Here is a 21,703-nt window from a genome sequence, read left to right on the forward strand (position 1 = left end):
CGACGCCGGAACCCCTTCGAGGTTATACGCCCTGGCTGACCGAACTCATATTGAAATCAGGCACCCGGAGCGCGGGCATCGCGGCCCGCGTGAAGTAGTCGCCCCACTCGCGAGGCAGCGTCTTCTCCGTCCGGCCCGCCTCCGACGCGCGCGACAGCAGGTCCACCGGCGACTCGTTGAAGCGGAAGTTGTTCACCTCGCCGACGACCTCGCCGTTCTCGACCAGATAGACACCGTCGCGGGTCAGCCCCGTCAGCAGCAGCGTCGCCGGGTCGACCTCGCGGATGTACCACAGGCAGGTGAGCAGCAGCCCGCGCGTGGTGCCGGCGACCATCTCCGCCAGGGAACGCTCACCGCCGCCGTCCAGGACCAGATTGTCGACGGCCGGCGCGACCGGCAGCCCGGTCAGCTCCGCGCTGTGCCGGGTGGTGACCAGCCGGTCCAGCCTGCCGTCCCGTACCCAGTCCGTCGCGAGGAGCGGCAGACCGTTGTCGAACACCGACGAGTCGTCGCCCGACGCGTGCGCGATCACGAACGGCGCCGATTCCAGGCCCGGTTCGTTCGGATCGCTGCGCAGCGTCAGCGGCAGCCCGGCGAGGGTGTCGCCGACGCGGGTGCCGCCGCCGGGCTTGGAGAAGACCGTACGGCCCTCGGCGGCGTCCCGCGCGGACGACGACCACAGCTGGTAGATCAGCAGATCGGCCACCGCGGTCGGCGGCAGCAGCGTCTCGTAACGGCCCGCGGGCAGCTCGATGCGGCGCTCCGCCCAGACCAGCCGCCGCGCCAGCTCGGCGTCGAGCTCCGCCGGATCCACATCCCTGAAGTCACGCGTCGAGCGCCCCGCCCAGGCCGACCGCGAGCGGTCGGGGGACTTGGCGTTCAGCTCCAGCGTGCCGTTGGGCTGGTCGTGCCGGAGCCGTACCCCCGTGGACGTACCGAGATACGTCGAGGTCAGCTCGTGGTTCGCGAAGCCGTACAGCTCCCGGCCACCGGCCCTGGCCCGCGCGAAGGACTCACCGAGCGCCGGCGCGAAGTCCGCGAAGACCGCGGACGTCGTCTCGGCGGGCTCGTCGGTGAAGTCCTTCGACACCGGACCGGCGTCGACGAGCGGCCGGGCGTCCTCGGCGGGGCCCGCACCACGGGCGGCGGCCTCGGCGGCGCGCACCAGCGGCTCCAGCTCGTCCGCGGTGACGGCGGACCGCGACACCACACCGGAGGCGGTGCCCTCCCTGCCGTCGACGGTCGCGATGACGGTGAGCGTACGGCCCCGGGTAAGACCGTTCGTCGTCAGCGCGTTGCCCGCCCAGCGGAGGTTGGCCGTCGAGTGCTCGTCGGCGATGACCACGCAGCCGTCGGCGGTCGACAGGTCGAGCGCCCGCTCGACGATCTCGTGCGGCTTGCTGCTCGTGCTCATCGTCCCGCCTCCTGCGTGGTGTTGAGGATGTTCACTCCGCGGAAGAGGGCGGAGGGGCAGCCGTGGGAGACCGACGCGACCTGACCGGGCTGGGCCTTGCCGCAGTTGAAGGCGCCGCCGAGTACATACGTCTGCGGTCCGCCCACCGCCTCCATCGAGCCCCAGAAGTCCGTCGTCGTCGCCTGGTAGGCCACGTCCCGCACCTGGCCGGCGAGCTTGCCGTTCTCGATCCGGAAGAACCGCTGCCCGGTGAACTGGAAGTTGTAGCGCTGCATGTCGATCGACCACGAACGGTCGCCGACCACATAGATCCCGCGCTCCACCCCGCCGATCAGATCCTCCGTGGCGAGCCCGCCCGGATCCGGCTTCAGCGACACGTTCGCCATACGCTGCACCGGCACATGGCCCGGGGAGTCCCCGTACGCGCAGCCGTTGGACCGGTCGAAGCCCGTCAGCTTCGCGATCCGCCGGTCCAGCTGGTAGCCGACGAGCGTGCCGTCCTTGACGAGGTCCCACGACTGGGCCTCGACGCCCTCGTCGTCGTACCCGATCGTCGCCAGGCCGTGCTCGGCCGTCCGGTCACCCGTCACATTCATGATCGACGAGCCGTACGCCAGCTTCCCCAGCTGGTCGAAGGTCGCGAAGGACGTCCCGGCGTACGCCGCCTCGTACCCCAGCGCCCGGTCCAGCTCGGTCGCGTGCCCGATCGACTCGTGAATCGTCAGCCAGAGGTTCGACGGGTCGACCACCAGGTCGTACGTCCCCGCCTCGACACTCGGCGCGCGCATCTTCTCGGCGAGCAGCGCCGGGATCCGCTCCAGCTCCGAGTCCCAGTCCCAGCCGGTGCCCGTCAGATACTCCCAACCCCGGCCCACCGGCGGGGCGATCGTGCGCATCGAGTCGAACTCGCCGCTCTCGCCGTCCACCGCGACCGCCGAGAACTGCGGGTGCAGCCTGACGCGCTGCTGCGTGGTGACGGTGCCCGCCGTGTCCGCGTAGAACTTGTTCTCGTGGACGGTCAGCAGCGAGGCGTCGACATGCGCGACGCCCTCCGCGCGCAGCAACCGCGCGCTCCACTCCGCGAGAAGTCCACTCTTGTCCTCGGCGGGTACCTCGAAGGGGTCGATGTCGTACGCCGACACCCAGGTCCTCTCCCCGTGCACCGGCTCGTCCGCCAGCTCGACCCGCTCGTCCGAACCCGCCGCCGCGATCACCTTCGCCGACAGCTTGGCCATCGCCACGGCCTGCCCCGCGACCCTGGCCGCCGCGTCCATCGTCAGATCGACCCCGGAGGCGAATCCCCACGCGCCGCCGTGCACGACACGCACCGCGTACCCGACATCGGTCGAGTCCGACGACCCGGCGGGCCTGGCGTCCCGCAGCCGCCAGTCCGCGCTCCGTACCCGCTCGAACCGGAAGTCGGCATGATCGGCGCCGAGCGCACGCGCTCTGGCGAGGGCCGCGTCGGCGAGCGCCCTCAGCGGCAGTGCCAGAAACGACTCATCGACCTCATGGGGCACGTCGGCCTCCCTTTCACACGCCTCGGTAAAGGTGTCCGCAGTGAATCATGCGGTACGGAACGGGCTTTCGCCGCGTTTATGTAGGGACCCCACAGTGACCGTACCGAGGCGCTGTCCATGCCCGAGTCCACGGACCGGCGGCTCGGGCGATAGATTTCGCAGGTACCAGACAGCTACGAAAGGTGCTCCGTTGAGCCGCTCGGTTCTCGTCACCGGAGGAAACCGGGGCATCGGTCTTGCCATTGCCCTGGCATTCGTCGGCAACGGCGACAAGGTCGCCATCACCTACCGCTCGGGCGAACCGCCCAAGGCCCTGACGGAGTCGGGCTGCCTGGCCGTCCGGTGTGACATCACCGACGGCGAACAGGTGGAGCAGGCCTACAAGGAGATCGAGGAAGCCCACGGTCCCGTGGAGGTGCTGGTCGCCAACGCCGGTGTCACAAAGGATCAGTTGCTGATGCGGATGTCCGAGGAGGACTTCACGTCCGTCCTCGACACCAACCTCACCGGCACCTTCCGCGTCGTCAAGCGCGCCAACCGCGCCATGCTGCGCGCCAAGCGCGGCCGCGTCGTCCTCATCTCGTCCGTGGTCGGCCTGCTCGGCTCGGCCGGCCAGGCGAACTACGCGGCCTCCAAGGCCGGCCTCGTCGGCTTCGCCCGCTCGCTCGCCCGTGAACTCGGCTCGCGCAACATCACGTTCAACGTCGTGGCCCCCGGTTTCGTCGACACCGACATGACCAAGGTGCTCACCGACGAGCAGCGCAAGAACATCGTCGCCAACGTCCCCCTCGGCCGTTACGCACAGCCCGAGGAGATCGCGGCCGTGGTCCGCTTCCTCGCCTCGGACGACGCCGCGTACATCACTGGAGCCGTCATTCCCGTTGACGGCGGATTGGGCATGGGTCACTGATCACATGAGTGGAATCCTCGCCGGCAAGCGCATTCTCGTCACCGGCGTCCTCACCGACGCCTCCATCGCCTTCCACGCCGCCAAGATCGCGCAGGAGGAAGGCGCGGACGTCATCCTCACCGGCTACGGGCGCCTCTCGCTCGTCGAGCGCATCGCCAAGCGGCTGCCCAAGCCCGCCCCCGTCCTTGAGGTCGACGTCACCAACCAGGAGCACCTGGACTCCCTCGCCGACCGGATCCGGGAGCACCAGGGCGAGGGCGCGAGCCTCGACGGAATCGTGCACTCGATCGCCTTCGGCCCGCAGGGAGTCTTCAACTTCCTGGAGGCGGAGTGGGAGGACGTCGGCACGGCGGTGCACGTCTCGGCGTACTCGCTCAAGTCGCTGACCATGGCCTGCCTGCCGCTGATGGGGCGCGGCGGCTCGGTCGTCGGGCTCACCTTCGACGCGCAGTTCGCCTGGCCCAAGTACGACTGGATGGGCATCGCCAAGGCGGCGCTCGAATCCACCAACCGCTATCTCGCGCGTGACCTGGGCGCCCAGAACATCCGCTGCAACCTGGTCTCCGCCGGCCCCCTCAGGTCGATGGCCGCCAAGTCCATCCCGGGCTTCGAGGAGCTGGCCGACGTGTGGAACCACCGCGCGCCGATCGGCTGGGACCTGTCCGACCCGGAGCCGACCGGCCGTGGTGTCGTCGGACTGCTGTCGGACTTCTTCCCGAAGACGACGGGCGAGATCCTGCACGTCGACGGCGGCGTCCACATGATGGGTGCCTGACCGGCTGAACGGCTCGACCCCGAAACCGCGTGACCGCCCGACGGCGGCACGCGGTTTCGCGCGTCGTGCGGCGCGGATGCTCACTGTCCGTGTCCGTACGAGTCGAGAAGCGCGACGAATCCCCGCAGACTGATCGGGGAGGAGGTCTCGCTGTGTACCGGAAAGCACGCAAGGTGGCTGCCTCGCTGACGGTGGCGGTGCTGATCGTGACCGGCCTCGCCGTCACCGCTGTCGTACGCGACGAGTCACCGCCCCCGGCCGTGAAGACGTCGGCGGCGGACGTGCTGGGTGTGGACCGCGTCGCGGTGGGCGACGACGGTGAGGACGCCCGCGACCGACGTGAGGACCGCGACGCCCGCGACGCCCGCGGGCGCGAACCGTTCGGGGCCTCGTGCCGTACGACCGCCGAGGGCTCCCAGGTGACCGCGTTCTGCCACAACCCGTACCCGGAGACCGACCGGGTCCAGCTGCACATCGAGTGCGCGCGCTGGTGGGACGTCGACTCCGACAGCGCGCCCGCCGAGGCCAGGCCCGCCGGTTACGTCAGCCTCGCCGGGCGCTGCTGGAAGGAGATCGAATCGGCCTGGGTCAGCCACGAGCGCGTCGTGCCCTGACCGGGGCCACGGCCGCCGCCCTCAGGCCGTCTCGCGCAGACAGCTGAACGCGTGGCTCGCCGCCTCCGCCCCCGCCGTCTCCGCGTCCCCGGCCCTGATGGCCGCCACCAGCCGTGCGTGGTCCAGATAGAACGCCGGCCGCAGCTCACGCCCCACATCGGCGCGCAGCCCGTCGCGCATCAGATCGCTCAGATCCGCGTAGAGCGTGGTGAGCACCTCGTTGTGCGAGGCCGAGACCACCGCGAGATGCAGGGTCGCGTCCGCCGCCACGAACAGGTCCGCGTTCCCGCCGGCCCACGCCTCCTCGCGGCGCGCCAGCAGCGTGTCCAGCTGCCGCATGTCCCGATCCGTACGGCGCTCGGCCGCCAGCCGGGCCGCCGACGCTTCGAGGGTGGAGCGCACCTCCGCGATGTGCCGGGCGTCGGCGTCGGCGAACCTGCGGTGCATCACGCCCGCCAGCTCGCTCGTGGCGACGACGTAGGTGCCCGAGCCCTGTCGGATGTCCAGAAGCCCGTTGTGCGCCAGCGCGCGCACCGCCTCACGGACGGTGTTACGGGCCACGCCCAGCTGCTCGACCAGCTCGGGCTCGGTGGGGATGCGAGAGCCGACCGGCCATTCGCCCGACGTGATCTGGTTCCGCAGCTCGGTGATCACCTGATCGGAGAGCGCGGATCGCCGGGGAGAGGTCAGGGCCATGGTGCTCCAAGTTCTCGGTGCCGGGGGACGACGGGGGCGATTGGACAACCAATCATCCCATGATTCTATGATGGCTCCATGCTGGACGAGACCACGACCCCACTCCCGCCCCGGGAGGACACCGCGCCCCTGCCCGCCGATTCCCCCGCACCGGCATCCTCACCCCGGGCGGCCGTATGGCTGGCACGCCTTCTCGTCGTCGGGCTCGTCCTCGCCGCCGTCAACCTCCGTCCCGCCATCACCAGCCTCGGCTCGCTGCTCGAAGACGTACGCGCCGGACTCCATATGAGCGGCAGCGTCGCCGGTGTCCTCACCTCCGTACCGGCGCTCTGCTTCGCCGTCTTCGGTGTCACGGCCCCGCGCCTGGCCCGCCGCTTCGGGCCCGCCACCGTGGTCTGCGCCGGCCTGGTGGCCATCACGGCCGGTCTGCTGATCCGCCCCTTCACCAGCGGCACGGCCGCCTTCCTCGCGGCGAGCGCGCTCGCGCTGATGGGCATAGCCGTCGGCAACGTGCTGATGCCGGTGATCGTGAAGCGGTACTTCCCCGACCGGGTCGGCACCATGACCGGCCTCTACTCGATGGCGCTGTCCGCGGGCACGGCCGTGGCCGCGGCCGCGACCGTCCCCATGACCTCGGCGCTGGGCGGCAGTTGGCGCCTCGGCCTCGGGCTGTGGGCGGTGGTCTCAGCCGTCGCCGTACTGCCGTGGGCGGTGCTTCTCGTACGCGACCGGAAGAGCGCGGGGAGCACCGCGAGCCCGGCCGGTGCCGGCACGGGGCGGCGGCCCGAGCCCGAGCAGGGCGCGGCGGGGGCGCAGGCAGGGGCACCGGCGCCGAGGATCGCCCGCAGCCGCACCGCCTGGGCGCTCGGCTGCTTCTTCGGCCTCCAGGCCACGGGCGCGTACATCACCATGGGCTGGATGCCGCAGATCTTCCGTGACGCGGGGGTCCCGGCCGGTACGGCGGGGCTGCTGCTCGCCGTCACCATGGTCATGGGCGTCCCCCTGGCCTTCGTGATCCCCCGGCTGGCCACCCGCATGAAGAACCAGGGTCCGATCGTCATCGCCCTGGGAGCCTGCGGTCTCACCGGCTACGCGGGGCTCTTCCTCGCGCCCGCCGCCGGTGCCTGGGCGTGGGCGGTGCTGCTGGGCGTCTCCAACTGCGCCTTCCCGCTGGCACTCACGATGATCGGGATGCGCGCGAGGACCGGCGCCGGGATCGTACGGCTGTCCGCCTTCGCGCAGAGCACCGGCTATCTGATCTCCATCCCCGGTCCGCTGCTGGTGGGCGTGCTCTACCAGCACAGCGGCGGCTGGGAGCTGCCGATCACGCTGATGGGCGGGCTCATGGTGCCGCAGATCATCCTGGGGGTCGTCGCGGGCCGGGACCGGACGATCGAGGACGAGTGCTGAGATGAGAAACTGGGCCCATGCCAGTCCTTGATCCGCATCCCCAGAACGGCCAGAAGAAACTGCTGATGATGTTCGGCACGATCATCGGCATCATGGTGGTGATCGCCGTCATCGCCTCGATCGCCGCGCCCTGATATGGGCGAGACCTCGGCGAGCCGAGCCCTGAAAAGAGGGGATGGTGGTGCTGGCCCTACCGTCCCTTAGGGGGCCAGGGTCAGGGTCAAGTGGGTGGGTCTCCGGATGGGAGCGGGGGCCGGTGATCCGTAGCTTTGAGGTACTTCAACCGCTGACCTACGGAGGCGGCCATGCAGGCCCCTACGCACACCCGGTCCCACCACTCGTCCCCCAACGGCGTCGACATCCGTCTGCCCTGGTGGGCGGTGGTGCTCCCGGCCCTCGCGTTCGCCGCGCTCCTGCTGCTGATGGCCGGCCCCGTCCCGGCCGACGCCGCCGCGACCGACCCCGGCGTCGGCGGTGTGGTGATCCACATCCAGCAGACCCTCGCCAGGTAGCGGAGTCACGTCATCCGTGGTGGGCGGCCCCTCCAACACCCCGCGCCTGACGGCGCAATTCATGCGAAGCTGGGATGCATGAGCGTCGAAACACCCCGCAGGATTGTCCTACTCCGGCACGCGAAGGCCGACTGGCCCGACGTGGCCGACCATGAGCGGCCGCTCGCAGAGCGAGGCCGCGCGGACGCCCCGGTGGCCGGCCGCCGGATTGCGGAGACCGGCATCGCCTTCGACCTGGCCCTCTGCTCGACGGCGGCCCGTACGCGCGAGACCTGGAAGCTGGCGGTGCACGAGCTGCCGTCGCGGCCCAGGACCGTCTACGAGGACCGGTTGTACGACGCCACGCTCGGCGACCTCCTGGCGCTGGTCACCGAGACGCCGGACGAGGTGAAGGACCTCCTGCTGATCGGCCACAACCCCGGTATGCACGCCCTCGCGGACGCCCTCTCGGCGCGCGCCGACGGCGACGCCCTGGGGCGGCTGACCGCGAGCGCGTTCCCGACCTCGGCGTTCGCCGTCATCGAGATCACCGGCTCGTGGAAGACCGTGGAGCCCGACGTGGGGACGCTCCTCGAATACTGGGCCCCGCACGACTGACCGAGATCGCCCCTCCGGCCGCGCCGCCCCAACTCCCTTACGACAGAGCCCCGGCACGGTGTGCGTGCCGGGGCTCTTCCCTCTCTCGTACGAGTCCGGGGTACGGCTCCGGCTCAGAGCGACGGGCCCGCCTCCGGGCCCTCCGCGGCCTCCACCTCTTCGACTTCTTCGCGTGTGATGCCCAGCAGATAGAGCACGGTGTCGAGGAACGGCACGTTCACCGCCGTGTGCGCGGCCCTGCGGACCACCGGCTTGGCGTTGAACGCGACCCCGAGCCCCGCCGCGTTCAGCATGTCGAGGTCGTTGGCGCCGTCGCCGATCGCCACGGTCTGGGACAGCGGCACCCCCGCCTCGGCGGCGAACCGGCGCAGCAGCCTGGCCTTGCCCGCCCGGTCGACGATCTCGCCCACGACCCGCCCCGTGAGCTTCCCGTCCACGATCTCCAGCGTGTTCGCCGAGGCGAAGTCGAGCCCCAGCTGGTCCTTCAGCCCGTCGGTGACCTGGGTGAACCCGCCCGACACGACGCCCACTTGGTAGCCGAGCCGCTTGAGCGTACGGATCAGGGTGCGGGCGCCGGGCGTGAGCCGTACCTCCGCGCGTACCTTCTCCACCACCGACGCGTCGAGCCCGGCCAGCAGCGCCACACGCGCGTGCAGCGACTGCTCGAAGTCCAGCTCACCGGCCATGGCCCTGGCCGTCACCTCGGCGACCTGCTCCTCGCAGCCGGCGTGCGCGGCGAAGAGTTCGATGACCTCGTCCTGGATGAGGGTCGAGTCGACGTCCATGACGACCAGCCGCTGCGCCCGGTGGTGCAGCCCGGCCGAGACGACGGCGACGTCCACCCCGATCTCGGCGGCCTCCGTCGCCAGCGCGGTGCGCAGCGGTTCGGTAGGGGTGCCGGACACCGCGAACTCCACCGCCGTGACCGGGTACTTGGCCAGCCGGAAGATACGGTCGATGTTCCCTCCGGTCGAGGTGATGCGCGCGGCGATGGCCGCCGTCGACTCGGCGGACAGCGGATGTCCGAGCACGGTGACATGGGAACGGCCGCTGCCGCGCGGCCTGTTGTCCCCGGTCCCGGAGATGATCTCCGCCTGGAGCTTGAGGGAGTCGGCCCAGCTGTGGACGGTCGCGCGCAGCTCGCCCTCGGCGCCGCCGCCGGCGGGTGAGGTGACGAGCGCGCACAGGACGATACGGCCGCGGGTGACGACCTGCTCGATGTCTATGACGTCGAGAGAGTAGGCGGCGAGGGTGTCGAAGAGGCCCGCGGTGATCCCCGGGCGGTCCTTGCCGAAGATCTTGACGAGAAGCGTGGGGGCTGCGTCGGTGGTCTGAGGGGGCTGAGATGCGCTCATGGTGATTCCACCGTATCGGGCGGGACGGGTGGGGCGACCCGGTGTCCCGCGTGCCGGACAGGCATCCCCGGCGGCTCTTCCTGCATCCGTCCCGACCGGGGTCCCGCTGGTGGGGTTTGAGCGTGTTCACTTACGTTTCGCCGCGCCACGAACGGGATTTTGCGCTCTTCTCCGAGGCCCGACTTTCGTATAAGGGGCCGGGCCTGAAATAGTTCCCCACGATGTTCGCCATCCCTAGACTCCCTGTGATGGGGGTAACTCGGGGGACAACCAGTGGGGCATGGAGTGCCGGAACTCGTACTTGAAATGAACGGAAGGACCTGGACGCTCGATCAGTCCAGGTCGTACAGCCTGGGACGTGATCCGCAGGGCGACTTGGTGATCGATGACGCACGTGTCTCGTGGCGTCATGCCACCATCAGCTGGGGGGGCCGTAGTTGGGTAATTGAGGACCACGGCAGCACCAACGGCACTTATGTGCAGGGCCAGCGGATCCACCAGATGGAAATCGGTCCGGGAACCGCTGTGCGTCTCGGCAATGCGACCGACGGACCGCGGCTGAATCTCAACGGTGCGGCAGCGCCCCAGGCGCCTCAGGTGCAGCACGCGCCGCCGCAGCACGCGCCCGCGCAGCCGCAACCGCAGCCGCAGGGCGGCCCAGGATGGGCGCCTCAGCAGCAGCCTCCTCAGCAGCAGGGCTGGCCGCCCCAGCAACAGCAGCCACCCCAGCAGCAACAGCAACAGCCTCAGCAAGGCTATGTACCGCCGCAGCACGGAGGGCCTGGAGCCCCCGGTGCCGGTGGTCACGGCGGTCCAGGCTCCGGTGGGGCGGCGGGGGCCCCGCCGGTGTACGGGGACCGCAGCCCGACCACCTTCCATCAGGTGGCTCTCGGCCGGGTGATGCGCATCGGCCGTGCGCTGGAGAACGAGCTGGTGGTCTCCGACCTCCAGGTCTCGCGTCTGCACGCCGAGTTCACCTCGACGCCCGACGGCCGCTTCCAGATCCGCGACCTCGGATCCCACAACGGCACGTACGTCAACGGTCAGCCGATCCCCAAGTCCGGTACGGCGCTGATCGGCCCGAACGACATCGTGGGCGTCGGTCACTCGACCTTCCGCCTCGTCGGCGACCGGCTGGAAGAGTTCGTCGACACCGGTGAGGTCTCGTTCTCGGCCCGCCACCTCACGGTGACGGTCGACGGCGGCAAGCAGATCCTCAAGGACGTCTCCTTCGGTGTCCCAGAGAAGTCGCTCATCGCGGTCATCGGCCCCTCGGGCTCCGGAAAGTCCACGCTCCTCAAGGCGCTCACCGGCTACCGGCCCGCCAACGAGGGCGATGTCCTGTACGACAACAGGAATCTCTACAAGCAGTTCGCCGAGCTGCGCCAGCGCATCGGTCTGGTTCCGCAGGACGACATCCTGCACAAGGAGCTGACCGTACGGAAGGCGCTCAAGTACGCGGCCAAGCTCCGGTTCCCCGGTGACACCGCCGAGTCCGAGCGCGAGGCCCGTATCGACGAGGTGCTGCGCGAGCTCAAGCTCGACATCCACAAGGAGAAGCGCGTCACCTCGCTCTCCGGCGGCCAGCGCAAGCGGGTCTCCGTCGCGCTCGAACTGCTGACCAAGCCGTCGCTGATCTTCCTGGACGAGCCGACCTCCGGCCTCGACCCGGGTATGGACCGTGACGTCATGCAGCTCCTGCGCGGCCTCGCCGACGACGGCCGTACCGTCCTCGTCGTCACCCACTCGGTGGCGGAGCTGGCGATCTGCGACAAGCTGCTCGTCATGGCGCCCGGTGGCTCGGTCGCGTACTTCGGACCGCCGGAGGAAGCGCTCAACTTCTTCGGCTACACCACCTGGGCCGATGTCTTCTCGGCGTTCGAGAACTACCGCGACTACGACTGGGCGGGCCGCTGGCGCGGTTCGCAGCACTACCAGATGTACGCCGCCGACATCGACGCCGTCGCCGCGCAGTCCGTCCATATGCCGTCGCCGCAGCAGATGCGCCCGCCGAAGCCGCAGAGCTGGGGCTCCCAGCTCTGGACGCTGATCCGCCGCTACTCCTCGGTCATCGCCTCCGACCGGGGCTTCCTCGGTCTGATGGTGATATTGCCCGCCGTCCTCGGCGTGGTGAGCGTCGTGATCCCCGCGGAGTTCGGTCTGGGACCGCCCGACCCGCCGTCCAGGTTCAACGGCAAGGCCGGGACGATCCTGCTGATCCTCGCGGTCGGCATGTGCTTCTCGGGCGCGGCCAACTCCGTACGAGAGCTGATCAAGGAACGGGTGATCTACGAACGGGAACGGGCCACCGGTCTGTCCCGCTCCGCGTATCTGATGTCCAAGGTCATCGTGCTCGGCGTGATCACGGCCTTCCAGGGCGTCATCATCTGCGGCATCGGCTTCGCGCCGCGCGCGCTGCCCGACGAGGGCCTGATCATGCCGCCGGCCGTCGAGATGTGCGTCGTGATCATCGCGCTGGGCTTCACGTCGATGATGTTCGGTCTGGTGATCTCCTCGCTGGTGAAGACCGCCGAGAAGACCATGCCGCTGCTGGTCATGTTCGCGATCGTCCAGGTCGTCTTCACCGGCACGCTCTTCCAGGTCTACGGTTCGCCCGGCCTGGAGCAGTTCGCCTGGCTGATGCCCTCGCGCTGGGCGATCGCCGGCACCGGCTCCACGCTCGACCTGGCGCATCTGATGCCGCCGTGGGACCCGAAGAGCCCGAACGACCTGGACCCGCTCTGGGACCACTCGATCGGGCAGTGGGGCTTCAACCTCGCGGTCCTGCTGTTCATCGGCGTCCTGTGCGGATTCGTGGTGGCGCGGTTGCTGCGCCGCCACGAGCCTGAGGTCATGCGCAAGTAACGCGGAACACGCACGCCGCCGGTGGGCGGCACCCCGCGAAGGGGTGCCGCCCACCGGCGTCTGTGCGTGGTCGTGCGCTGTGGTGCCGTCGCTCAGTAGGCGCTGTCGACGTTGTCGATCGAGCCGTAGCGGTCGGCGGCGTAGTTGGCCGCGGCGACGATGTTGGCGACGGGGTGGTACTGGCTGTTCGGCGTGCCCTTGACGTGGTAGGTGTCGAAGGTCGGCTTGATCACCTGGAGCAGGCCGATCGAGGGGACGCCGTTCTTGGCGTTGATGTCCCAGTTGTTGATCGCCCGCGGGTTGCCGCTGGACTCCCGGATGATGTTGCGGTGCAGACCCTCGTAGGTGCCGGGGATCTTCTCCTTCTTCATGATGGACAGGGCTTCCTTGATCCATCCGTTCAGGTTGTTGGCGTAGGCGGGCTTGCGGTCGGCGGAGCGGTTGGCCTTGGCCTTGGCGGCCGCGCGCTTCTTCGCCTTCGCGGCTGCCTCCTTCTTGGCGTCGGCCTTGTCCTTCGCCTTCTCCTTCGCCTTTGCCTTCGCCTCGGCGGAGGAGTCCTGCTTCGCGTGAATCTCCGCGACGCGGTCGGCCAGGGTGTGCTGCTCGGTCAGGCTCTTCTGGACGGCGGCGGCCTGCGTGCCGCCCGTGCTCGACTGGAATGCGACCGGGGCGGCGGACGTGGACGCGGCCACGGCCTTGCTCGAGCCCTCGGCGGATGCGTTGCCCGGGACCAAGGAGAAGGTGAGGGCCGCGGCGGCGACAGCTGTCACGCCGGCGATCGAGAGCCGGTGGCTCTTGTTCAGACGGTTGCCAGGGGTGCTGGACGCGGTCATTCGACTTACCTCTTCGAATAGCGGGGCGTCGCGGAGGCCGGTCGGCCAGATGCCTGAATGGCGGCGACGGCTGCAATTCTTAGCGGCAGCAAAACCCTGTGGCAAAGGTGTGACGTACGACCCGTGATAGTTGAAAGGGGTGTAAATGAGACACCCTGCTACCGGTTCACGGCATCCCTGCGCCCGTCAATATGTCCACTACGTACCTTCGTAAGTGATCTGCGTCCTATGTGCGGCGTCACATCGGGCAGGGCCCGACTTCACCAGAGGTTGCTGGCGCAACTCGGAGAGTGAGCGTTCTCATCCGGCAGGACGAGGTGGACGTCGCCGAACTCGTGCCAGAGGTAGAGATGCCGTACCGCCTCGGTATAAGCGGCCTCCAGCGCCTCCCGGCCGGTGATCGCCTCCAGCATCAGCAGATGCGAGGCCGCCGGCTCGTGCAGCCCGGTCAGCAGCCCGTCGACGACACGCACCCCGCGCCGCGGCGTGACCACCAGATCCGTCCAGCCCGAGGCCGCCCGTACACCCCCGCGGGGCCCGGCCGCCGACTCCAGCGCCCGTACGGCCGTCGTCCCGACCGCGACGATCCGCCCGCCGCCGGGGCCTGTCTTGTGGATCTTGCCGGGCTCGCGGTCCCTGGTGCCGCACCTCGCCGCGTTGTCGTCGGTCGCCGACGCTCCGCGTCGGCTCCCTCCTCCGCCTTGCGATCCACGACACCAGACCCCGCTCCCTGATCCGGCCTGATCCACAAGACAGCCCCCCGCCACCGCCGCGTTCACCAGCCGGGCAGTCGTCGCCGGCACCTCGAAACGCTCCGGGTACGGCGGCTGGTGCGCCTCCGCCGACGCCACCCCCGTGTCCAGCCTGATCGGCGCGAACTGCACACCCCGGCTCACCAGCTCCGCCACCAGCCGCGCGGTGAACGGCCGGCCCGCGCTCGGCATCTCCGCCGAGCCCGTGCTGTCGGGGGAGGGGAGCGCGAAGACCGTCTGATACGCCGAGAGCGGCTGGTCCCGCTCCGTGTACCCGTAGCGGATGGGACGGCCGTGGCGGCCCAGCAGCCCCGGCACGTCCCCGCCGTCCATCCGCGCCCACCACAGCCGTGTGCCCGCCGGGTCCAGCGGCTCCTCCAGTACGAGGTGCCCGCCGCCCGGCAGCCGTACGACCGCCCCGTCCGGACCCCCCGCACGTGCCCGGGTCGCCCCCTTGCGCCCGCCCGGGCCCGGCGCCCCCGGCGTCCGCAGCTCCACCGCCCACCGGCCGTCCCCCCCCCGCGTGGAGAAGTGGACGACCAGCCGCTCGGCCCCGAGCCGCGCTGCTCGGCCGGCACCCGCAGCCCCTCCAGCCCCTCCGGGCAGCCCGGCCCCTCCAGCCCCGTCCGCCTCACGACCGCCCCGGCCACGAGGCCGCCCCCAGCAACGAGGTGGCCGAATACCGCCCGCTCGTCGGCCGCTGCCGGAGCAGCCGCAGGAAGCCCGGCACCACCGACCGGGGATCCGGCCGTACGTCACCGTCGTCCGGCACGGCCGCCGCGTACAGATCGGTCTGCATGTCGCCCGGATCGACCGTCCACACCCGCAGCCCCGGCTCCTCCACGGCGAGCACGGCGGCCAGATGGTCGAGCGCGGCTTTGGACGCCCCGTACCCGCCCCAGGTCTCGTACGCCTCAGCCGCCGCGTCCGAACTGACGGCGATCACCGTCCCCGCGCCGCCGGCCCGCAGCAGCGGCAGCGACTCCTGTACGAGCCCGAGCGCCGCCACCACATTCGTCTCCAGCGCGGCGCGCAGCCCGTCGAGGGCCAGCGCGTCCAGCCGTACGAGCGGCTCCGCGCCCAGCGCGCTGGCGTTGCTCACCAGCAGATCGAGCCCGCCGAGCGCCGCCGCCGCGGCGACCAGCTCCGTGCGGTGGACGGGATCGGTCACATCCCCGGGGACCGCCGTCACCCGCGTCCCGTGGACCCGGATCTCCCTGGCCGCCTCCTTCAGAGCCCCCGGCGTCCTGGCGTCGAGCACCAGATCCCACCCGTCCTCGGCGAGCGCCCCGGCGAGTGCGCGCCCCAGTCCCTTGGAAGCCCCCGTGATGACCGCTACCGACATGGCGTCCACTCCTTCTCGCCTCGCGTCGGCCCCGGACCTCGCCGAGAGCCGTTGTCCTCAACATAGAAAGGACAGGCGCCCCGCCACCTCAGCCGCGGGTCCCGCCCCGCGAAGGCACTTCGCCCTAGGTCCCGTGGCTCGACACAAGACCCAAGGTCCTGTCGTTCGGATCTTGCCGGGCTCGCGGTCCCTGGAGCCGCGCCCCGCCGCGTTGTCGTCGGTCGGCATGGCTCCGCCATGACTCCCTCCTCCGCCTTGCGATCCACGACACCAGACCTCGCTCCCTGATCCGGCCCGATCCAAACGACAGGACCTAGTCCCCAAGCCCTCGTCCCCTGCGTCCGAGGTCCGATCCGGTCGCTTCAGGGCGCCGGTACCGTGAGGTCATGAGCCATCGACCGAGCTCCGGGCTCGCCGCCGTGAGCACCGCGCTCCTCGCGATGAGCAGGCATCTGGAGGTGCGGGACGTCCTCAAGACGATCGTCGCCTCCGCCCGTGAACTGCTCGACGCCGAGTACGCCGCGCTCGGGGTGCCCGACGACCACGGCGGCTTCGCCCAGTTCGTGGTCGACGGCGTCAGCGACGAGCAGTGGAAGGCCATCGGCCCGCTCCCGCGCCAGCACGGCATCCTCGCGGCGATGCTGCTCGACCCCCGGCCCGAGCGGCTCGCCGATGTGAAGGAGGACCCGCGCTTCGGGGGCTGGCCCTCCGCCCACCCCGACATGTCCGACTTCCTCGGCCTGCCCATCCGCGACGGCGACGAGACGATCGGCACGCTCTTCCTCGCCAACAAGCGCTGCCCCAAGCCGGCCGACGGCTGCGGATTCACCGAGGAGGACGAGGAACTCCTCGGCATCCTCGCCCAGCACGCCGCGATCGCCCTCACCAACGCCAGGCTGTACGAGCGCAGCCGGGAGCTGACCATCGCCGAGGAGCGCTCCCGGCTCGCCCACGAGCTCCACGACGCCGTCAGCCAGAAACTCTTCTCGCTGCGGCTGACCGCCCAGGCCGTCGCCAGCCTCATCGACCGCGACCCGGCCCGCGCCAAGGGCGAGCTGCGGCAGGTCGCCGACCTCGCCGCCGAGGCCGCCGACGAGCTGCGCGCCGCCGTGGTCGAGCTGCGCCCCGCCGCCCTGGACGAGGACGGACTCGTCCACACCCTGCGCACCCAGATCCAGGTCCTCGACCGCGCGCACTCCGCGCATGTCACCTTCGACAGCTGCGGCGTGAAGGCGCTGCCTTCCTCCCAGGAGGAGGCGATGCTGCGCGTGGCCCAGGAGGCGCTCCACAACGCCCTGCGCCACTCCGGCGCCGAGCGCGTCGACGTGACCATCGCCCGCCGGGGCCAGGGCGCGGTGCTCAGCGTCACCGACAACGGCAAGGGCTTCGAACCGAGGACGGTCCGCAGGGCCGGCCGCCACCTCGGGCTCGTCTCGATGCGGGACAGGTCGAGCGGTGTCGGCGGCAGGCTGACGGTGCAATCGGCGCCCGGACAGGGCACCACGATCGAGATGGAAGTTCCCGGTGGCTGACGACAAGAGAATCCGCGTACTGCTGGTGGACGACCACCAGGTGGTCCGCCGCGGCCTGCGCACCTTCCTGGAGATCCAGGACGACATAGAGGTCGTCGGCGAGGCGTCCGACGGCGACGAGGGCGTGGCGGGCGCGGAGGAGCTGCGGCCGGACGTCGTCCTGATGGACATCAAGATGCCGGGCACCGACGGCATCGAGGCCCTGCGCAAGCTCCGCGACCTCGCCAACCCGGCCAAGGTGCTGATCGTGACGAGCTTCACCGAGCAGCGCACGGTGGTGCCCGCGCTGCGGGCCGGGGCGGCGGGCTACGTGTACAAGGACGTCGACCCGGAGGCGCTGGCCGGCGCCATCCGCTCCGTACACGCCGGTCATGTCCTGCTCCAGCCGGAGGTGGCGGGCGCCCTGCTGGCCCAGGACGACCCCGGGTCCGGACAGGGCAGGGGGTCATCGCTCACCGACCGGGAGCGCGAGGTGCTCACCCTGATCGCGGACGGCCGCTCCAACCGGGAGATCGCCCGCGCGCTCGTCCTCTCGGAGAAGACCGTCAAGACGCATGTCTCGAACATCCTGATGAAGCTGGACCTCGCGGACCGTACGCAGGCGGCGCTGTGGGCCGTACGGCACGGCATCACGGGATGAGCGCGGTGGCGCGGGTCGCGGGGGCTCGGGTCGCGGGGTCGCGGGAGCCTAGCGGCCGCTGATCCAGAATGTCGTATTCCGATCTGAGATTCATACCGTCGGGTGCATGTCCCCCACACGGCGTATCCCCGGCGGTGTCCGCGCGTTCTCCATGGCGTGCCGCGGATCACCGCCGCGGCCCTTGCGATGGAGGATCCTGAAAATGAACAACCTCAAGAAGGCCGCCGCCCTCACCATGATCGCCGGTGGCCTCGTCGCCGCCGGTTCCGGTGCCGCCTTCGCCACCGGCGGCCCCCACGCCGCCGCCGACGGCAAGGCCGTGCACTCCCCGGGCATCGGCTCGGGCAACCTCGTGCAGGCCCCGGTGCACGTCCCCGTGAACGCGGTCGGCAACACGATCAACGTGATCGGCGTCCTCAACCCGGCGTTCGGCAACCTCGGCCTGAACCCCTGATCCACCGCCGCCCAGGCGCCACGGCCCCGGTGCCCGTCCTCAGCGACGGGCACCGGGGCCGTGCCACATCTCACACCCGGGTCCGCTCAGCGCGGCCCGCGCTCCCTCTCCTCCACATACGCGTTGTACGCGGCCACCTGCGCCCGCCGCGACACCCGCTCCACCGGCCGCAGCAACTCACCACGCGCCGCCATCTCCGACGCGCTCACCGCCCCGCCGTGCCCGTTCTCCCGCGCCAGCGCGACGAGCAGCCCCACCCGCTGCGCCAGCTCCAGCACCCGTACGGCACGCGGCGGATAGCCCGGAGCCAGCACCTCGCGGCCACGCTCCGACCGCGCGCGGTACGCGTCCAGCGCCGCCTCGGCCACCGGCCCCGACGCCGCCACATCCAGCCGCGACAGCGCGTCCGTCGCGTCCCGCAGCGCCTCGGCCAGCTCCCGCTCCGCCTCACCGAGCGACGGCACATCCGCCGGCGGCGCCTCACGCACCGGCAGACAGTGCCAGACCACCTCCACACGAAGGTCGCCCTCGGGTCCCACCGCGGTCACCTCGGGCACCAGCCCGTACGGCGCCCCCGAAGCGACCACCGCCTCCTCCGCCTCCAGCGCCCGGGCGTTGAACTCCGGCGGCCCGCTCAGCCCCAGCGGATGCCCCGGCGCCGGAAGCGCCACGCGGTACCCGGACACCCCCAGCGCGCGCAGCCGGCCGAGCGCCAGCGTCAGCCCGACCGGCCCCGTCTCGCCCGGCAGCCCCGCCACCCGGTGCACCGCGTCCGGCCCGACGATCGCGAGAGCCGCGTCGTCCGGCGATACGAAACCGGCAAGGAGGGCATTTCCCCAGGCCGCCAACAGTCCTGAGCGTGGTTCGGAAAGCATGGCCCCAGCCTAGGGAACGGACCTAAGGAGTTGACCGCCGGACCGGTGGCGTAGGTTTTCCCTGTGGAGCTGCGCCCACAGGCGCATGCCAGATCTCAAGACTGCATGGGGAGACAACGCGCTCATGAGCGATGTACTGGAGCTGGTGGACGTATCCGTGGTCCGCGACGGACGCGCTCTGGTGGACGATGTCTCCTGGTCCGTCAAGGAGGGCGAACGCTGGGTGATCCTCGGCCCCAACGGCGCTGGAAAAACGACCCTTCTCAACCTCGCGTCCAGCTATCTCTTCCCCTCCACCGGCAAGGTGAAGATCCTCGGCGACAAGCTCGGCAAGGTCGACGTCTTCGAACTCCGCCCCCGCATCGGCGTGGCCGGAGTCGCCATGTCCGAGAAGCTGCCCAAGCGCCAGACCGTGCTCCAGACGGTGCTCACCGCCGCGTACGGCATGACCGCCACCTGGCACGAGGACTACGACGACGTCGACGAACAGCGCGCCCGCGCCTTCCTCGACCGGCTCGGTATGACCGAGTACCTGGACCGCAGGTTCGGCACCCTCTCCGAGGGCGAGCGCAAGCGCACCCTGATCGCCCGCGCCATGATGACCGACCCCGAACTGCTCCTCCTCGACGAGCCCGCCGCCGGTCTCGACCTCGGCGGCCGGGAGGATCTCGTACGCCGCCTCGGCCGGCTCGCCAGGGACCCGTACGCCCCCTCCATGATCATGGTCACCCACCATGTCGAGGAGATCGCCCCCGGTTTCACCCATGTCCTCATGATCCGCCAGGGCAAGGTCCTCGCCGCCGGTCCCATGGAGACCGAGCTGACGTCCCGTAACCTCTCCCTCTGCTTCGGCCTCCCGCTCGTCGTGGAGCAGGCCGACGACCGCTGGTCCGCGCGCGGTCTCCCGCTGCGCTGAGCCCACCGCGAACTCACCGCGGCCCATGGCGATCTCATGGCCGCCGACGGCCAAGACGGCGCCTGGGCAGCGTAGATGACCTGATCGCGCCCCCTGTCCGGACCGGACCCGCCCACCTACCATGATGATGTGGAAATCGAAGCATGGGTGTGGTGGCTGATCGCGGCCGTGGGACTGGCGATACCGCTCGTCCTGACGGCGATGCCCGAGTTCGGGATGTTCTCCGTGGGCGCGGTGGCCGGTGCCGTCGTCGCGGCGCTCGGCGGCGGAATCGTGGCGCAGGTCCTTGTCTTCGTAGCGGTCTCGGTCGCGCTCATCGCCGTCGTACGGCCCCTGGCGGCCAGACAAGGCACCCGAACCCCCCGGCTGGCCACGGGAATCGACGCCCTGAAAGGGCGTCAGGCCGTGGTTGTCGAACGGGTCGACGGCAGCGGCGGCCGGATCAAACTCGCCGGAGAGATCTGGTCGGCACGTGCTCTCGACGCCGAACAGGCCTTTGAACCGGGGGAGAAGGTCGACGTGGCCGAGATCGACGGCGCCACCGCGGTGGTGATGTGAGCGCCCCCGCGCGCCATCACGCGCCCCGCGTTTCCATGAGCTCGACCAGGCAACCAGGCAGAACACCCCCCACACGCAGGCGTGTTCTGCGAAACTCGATCATCTGACAGTCCAGCAGTTCGGCAGCGAAGGGCAGTAAGGAACGCGATGCCATCAATCATCATCGTCTTGGTCATCCTGGTGGTGCTTGTATTCATCGCCCTGATCAAGACGATCCAGGTCATCCCGCAGGCGAGCGCCGCCATCGTGGAGCGCTTCGGGCGCTACACCCGCACGCTCAACGCGGGCCTGAACATCGTGGTCCCGTTCATCGACTCGATCCGCAACCGGATCGACCTCCGTGAACAGGTCGTCCCCTTTCCGCCCCAGCCGGTGATCACCCAGGACAACCTGGTGGTCAACATCGACACCGTGATCTATTACCAGGTCACCGACGCCCGCGCCGCGACGTACGAGGTCGCCAGCTACATCCAGGCGATCGAGCAGCTCACCGTCACCACGCTGCGCAACATCATCGGCGGCATGGACCTGGAGCGGACCCTCACCTCCCGCGAGGAGATCAACGCGGCCCTGCGCGGCGTCCTCGACGAAGCCACCGGCAAGTGGGGCATCCGCGTCAACCGCGTCGAGCTCAAGGCCATCGAGCCGCCGACCTCCATCCAGGACTCGATGGAGAAGCAGATGCGCGCGGACCGCGACAAGCGCGCCGCGATCCTCACGGCCGAGGGTATTCGGCAATCGGCGATCCTGACCGCCGAGGGCGAGAAGCAGTCGGCGATCCTGCGCGCCGAAGGTGAGGCCAAGGCCGCCGCCCTGCGCGCCGAGGGCGAGGCCCAGGCCATCCGTACGGTCTTCGAGTCCATCCACGCCGGAGACCCCGACCAGAAACTCCTCGCCTACCAGTACCTCCAGATGCTCCCCAAGATCGCCGAGGGCGACGCCAACAAGCTCTGGATCGTGCCCAGCGAGATCGGCGACGCGCTCAAGGGACTCAGCGGCGCGTTCGACAACCTCGGCTCCGGAGTGCCGGGCTTCAACACGGGCAAGGATCGCCGCCAGCAGGCACCGCTCGACTGACCCTTCCAGGTCCCGGCTCCAGGTCCCGGCGCCGGCGATCCCCGTTTCTCTGA

Annotated in this window: 22 protein-coding genes; 14 read left to right on the forward strand and 8 right to left on the reverse strand. The window is 70.3% G+C overall.

Annotated features, from left to right (window positions below):
• Window positions 1-22: 22 nt before the first annotated feature.
• Window positions 23-1,414 carry a metallopeptidase TldD-related protein gene (locus tag OIE74_RS30520; protein WP_329389319.1) on the reverse strand — a complete coding sequence of 464 codons (1,392 nt, stop codon included), beginning with the start codon at window positions 1,412-1,414 and terminating at the stop codon, window positions 23-25.
• Window positions 1,411-2,934, reverse strand: a complete 1,524-nt coding sequence (locus tag OIE74_RS30525) for a TldD/PmbA family protein (protein WP_329389321.1) — start codon at window positions 2,932-2,934, stop codon at window positions 1,411-1,413. The genes OIE74_RS30520 and OIE74_RS30525 overlap by 4 nt, the downstream gene beginning before the upstream one ends.
• Before the next feature lie 190 nt (window positions 2,935-3,124).
• On the opposite strand from OIE74_RS30525, the gene fabG reads away from it, so the two are divergent.
• The 3 genes from fabG to OIE74_RS30540 all read left to right on the forward strand — a co-directional run bounded on the left by fabG (window position 3,125) and on the right by OIE74_RS30540 (window position 5,233).
• Window positions 3,125-3,844 carry a 3-oxoacyl-[acyl-carrier-protein] reductase gene (gene fabG / locus OIE74_RS30530; protein WP_329389324.1) on the forward strand — a complete coding sequence of 240 codons (720 nt, stop codon included), beginning with the start codon at window positions 3,125-3,127 and terminating at the stop codon, window positions 3,842-3,844.
• A gap of 4 nt (window positions 3,845-3,848) precedes the next feature.
• The gene (gene fabI / locus OIE74_RS30535; protein WP_329389326.1) at window positions 3,849-4,619 is read left to right on the forward strand and encodes an enoyl-ACP reductase FabI; all 771 of its coding nucleotides are present in this window, start codon (window positions 3,849-3,851) and stop codon (window positions 4,617-4,619) included.
• Window positions 4,620-4,771: 152 nt separating this feature from the next.
• Complete coding sequence (locus tag OIE74_RS30540; RefSeq protein WP_329389328.1) at window positions 4,772-5,233, forward strand: hypothetical protein; 462 nt, start codon at window positions 4,772-4,774, stop codon at window positions 5,231-5,233.
• Window positions 5,234-5,254: 21 nt separating this feature from the next.
• Here the strand turns inward: OIE74_RS30540 and OIE74_RS30545 are convergent, their stop codons facing one another.
• Window positions 5,255-5,929, reverse strand: coding sequence for a FadR/GntR family transcriptional regulator (locus OIE74_RS30545; RefSeq protein WP_329389330.1), 675 nt, complete (start codon window positions 5,927-5,929; stop codon window positions 5,255-5,257).
• A gap of 78 nt (window positions 5,930-6,007) precedes the next feature.
• Here OIE74_RS30545 and OIE74_RS30550 point away from each other — a divergent pair, with 78 nt between their 5' ends.
• From OIE74_RS30550 to OIE74_RS30565, 4 genes are all read left to right on the forward strand, one after another.
• Window positions 6,008-7,339 (forward strand): CynX/NimT family MFS transporter, encoded by a 1,332-nt coding sequence (locus OIE74_RS30550; RefSeq protein WP_329389332.1) that lies wholly within the window; start codon window positions 6,008-6,010, stop codon window positions 7,337-7,339.
• A gap of 17 nt (window positions 7,340-7,356) precedes the next feature.
• Window positions 7,357-7,473 (forward strand): SGM_5486 family transporter-associated protein, encoded by a 117-nt coding sequence (locus OIE74_RS30555; protein WP_329389334.1) that lies wholly within the window; start codon window positions 7,357-7,359, stop codon window positions 7,471-7,473.
• A gap of 171 nt (window positions 7,474-7,644) precedes the next feature.
• A complete protein-coding gene (locus OIE74_RS30560; protein WP_329389336.1) occupies window positions 7,645-7,851 on the forward strand; it encodes a hypothetical protein in 207 nt (68 codons plus the stop codon).
• A 78-nt stretch (window positions 7,852-7,929) separates the two neighbouring features.
• Entirely contained in the window at window positions 7,930-8,448 is a 519-nt protein-coding gene (locus OIE74_RS30565) for a SixA phosphatase family protein (RefSeq protein ID WP_329389338.1), read from the forward strand.
• A gap of 113 nt (window positions 8,449-8,561) precedes the next feature.
• On the opposite strand, the gene serB is transcribed toward OIE74_RS30565, so the two are convergent.
• Window positions 8,562-9,803 (reverse strand): phosphoserine phosphatase SerB, encoded by a 1,242-nt coding sequence (gene serB / locus OIE74_RS30570; RefSeq protein ID WP_329389340.1) that lies wholly within the window; start codon window positions 9,801-9,803, stop codon window positions 8,562-8,564.
• A 273-nt stretch (window positions 9,804-10,076) separates the two neighbouring features.
• Here serB and OIE74_RS30575 point away from each other — a divergent pair, with 273 nt between their 5' ends.
• A complete protein-coding gene (locus OIE74_RS30575) occupies window positions 10,077-12,668 on the forward strand; it encodes an FHA domain-containing protein (RefSeq protein WP_443076277.1) in 2,592 nt (863 codons plus the stop codon).
• Window positions 12,669-12,760: 92 nt separating this feature from the next.
• On the opposite strand, the gene OIE74_RS30580 is transcribed toward OIE74_RS30575, so the two are convergent.
• The 3 genes from OIE74_RS30580 to OIE74_RS30590 form a co-directional block, all read right to left on the reverse strand.
• Complete coding sequence (locus OIE74_RS30580; RefSeq protein WP_329389344.1) at window positions 12,761-13,501, reverse strand: transglycosylase SLT domain-containing protein; 741 nt, start codon at window positions 13,499-13,501, stop codon at window positions 12,761-12,763.
• Between the two features lie 260 nt (window positions 13,502-13,761).
• Complete coding sequence (locus tag OIE74_RS30585) at window positions 13,762-14,859, reverse strand: S-adenosylmethionine:tRNA ribosyltransferase-isomerase (RefSeq protein ID WP_329392503.1); 1,098 nt, start codon at window positions 14,857-14,859, stop codon at window positions 13,762-13,764.
• A gap of 25 nt (window positions 14,860-14,884) precedes the next feature.
• Window positions 14,885-15,598 carry an SDR family NAD(P)-dependent oxidoreductase gene (locus OIE74_RS30590; RefSeq protein ID WP_329389346.1) on the reverse strand — a complete coding sequence of 238 codons (714 nt, stop codon included), beginning with the start codon at window positions 15,596-15,598 and terminating at the stop codon, window positions 14,885-14,887.
• A gap of 386 nt (window positions 15,599-15,984) precedes the next feature.
• On the opposite strand from OIE74_RS30590, the gene OIE74_RS30595 reads away from it, so the two are divergent.
• The 3 genes from OIE74_RS30595 (at window position 15,985) to OIE74_RS30605 (ending at window position 18,224) form a co-directional block, all read left to right on the forward strand.
• Window positions 15,985-17,130: a GAF domain-containing sensor histidine kinase gene (locus OIE74_RS30595; RefSeq protein WP_329389348.1), complete on the forward strand. Its 1,146-nt coding sequence runs from the start codon at window positions 15,985-15,987 to the stop codon at window positions 17,128-17,130.
• A complete protein-coding gene (locus OIE74_RS30600) occupies window positions 17,123-17,770 on the forward strand; it encodes a response regulator transcription factor (RefSeq protein WP_329389350.1) in 648 nt (215 codons plus the stop codon). The genes OIE74_RS30595 and OIE74_RS30600 overlap by 8 nt, the downstream gene beginning before the upstream one ends.
• 202 nt (window positions 17,771-17,972) lie before the next feature.
• Entirely contained in the window at window positions 17,973-18,224 is a 252-nt protein-coding gene (locus OIE74_RS30605; protein ID WP_329389352.1) for a chaplin, read from the forward strand.
• 86 nt (window positions 18,225-18,310) lie between these two features.
• On the opposite strand, the gene OIE74_RS30610 is transcribed toward OIE74_RS30605, so the two are convergent.
• The gene (locus OIE74_RS30610; protein WP_329389354.1) at window positions 18,311-19,099 is read right to left on the reverse strand and encodes a hypothetical protein; all 789 of its coding nucleotides are present in this window, start codon (window positions 19,097-19,099) and stop codon (window positions 18,311-18,313) included.
• A gap of 124 nt (window positions 19,100-19,223) precedes the next feature.
• On the opposite strand from OIE74_RS30610, the gene OIE74_RS30615 reads away from it, so the two are divergent.
• The 3 genes from OIE74_RS30615 (at window position 19,224) to OIE74_RS30625 (ending at window position 21,650) form a co-directional block, all read left to right on the forward strand.
• Complete coding sequence (locus OIE74_RS30615; RefSeq protein WP_329389357.1) at window positions 19,224-20,015, forward strand: ABC transporter ATP-binding protein; 792 nt, start codon at window positions 19,224-19,226, stop codon at window positions 20,013-20,015.
• A 129-nt stretch (window positions 20,016-20,144) separates the two neighbouring features.
• Complete coding sequence (locus tag OIE74_RS30620) at window positions 20,145-20,573, forward strand: NfeD family protein (RefSeq protein ID WP_329389358.1); 429 nt, start codon at window positions 20,145-20,147, stop codon at window positions 20,571-20,573.
• Between the two features lie 147 nt (window positions 20,574-20,720).
• Window positions 20,721-21,650, forward strand: a complete 930-nt coding sequence (locus OIE74_RS30625) for an SPFH domain-containing protein (RefSeq protein WP_329389360.1) — start codon at window positions 20,721-20,723, stop codon at window positions 21,648-21,650.
• Window positions 21,651-21,703 lie beyond the last annotated feature (53 nt).

It is taken from the genome of Streptomyces sp. NBC_01716, assembly GCF_036248275.1.
Taxonomy (GTDB): Bacteria; Actinomycetota; Actinomycetes; order Streptomycetales; family Streptomycetaceae; genus Streptomyces.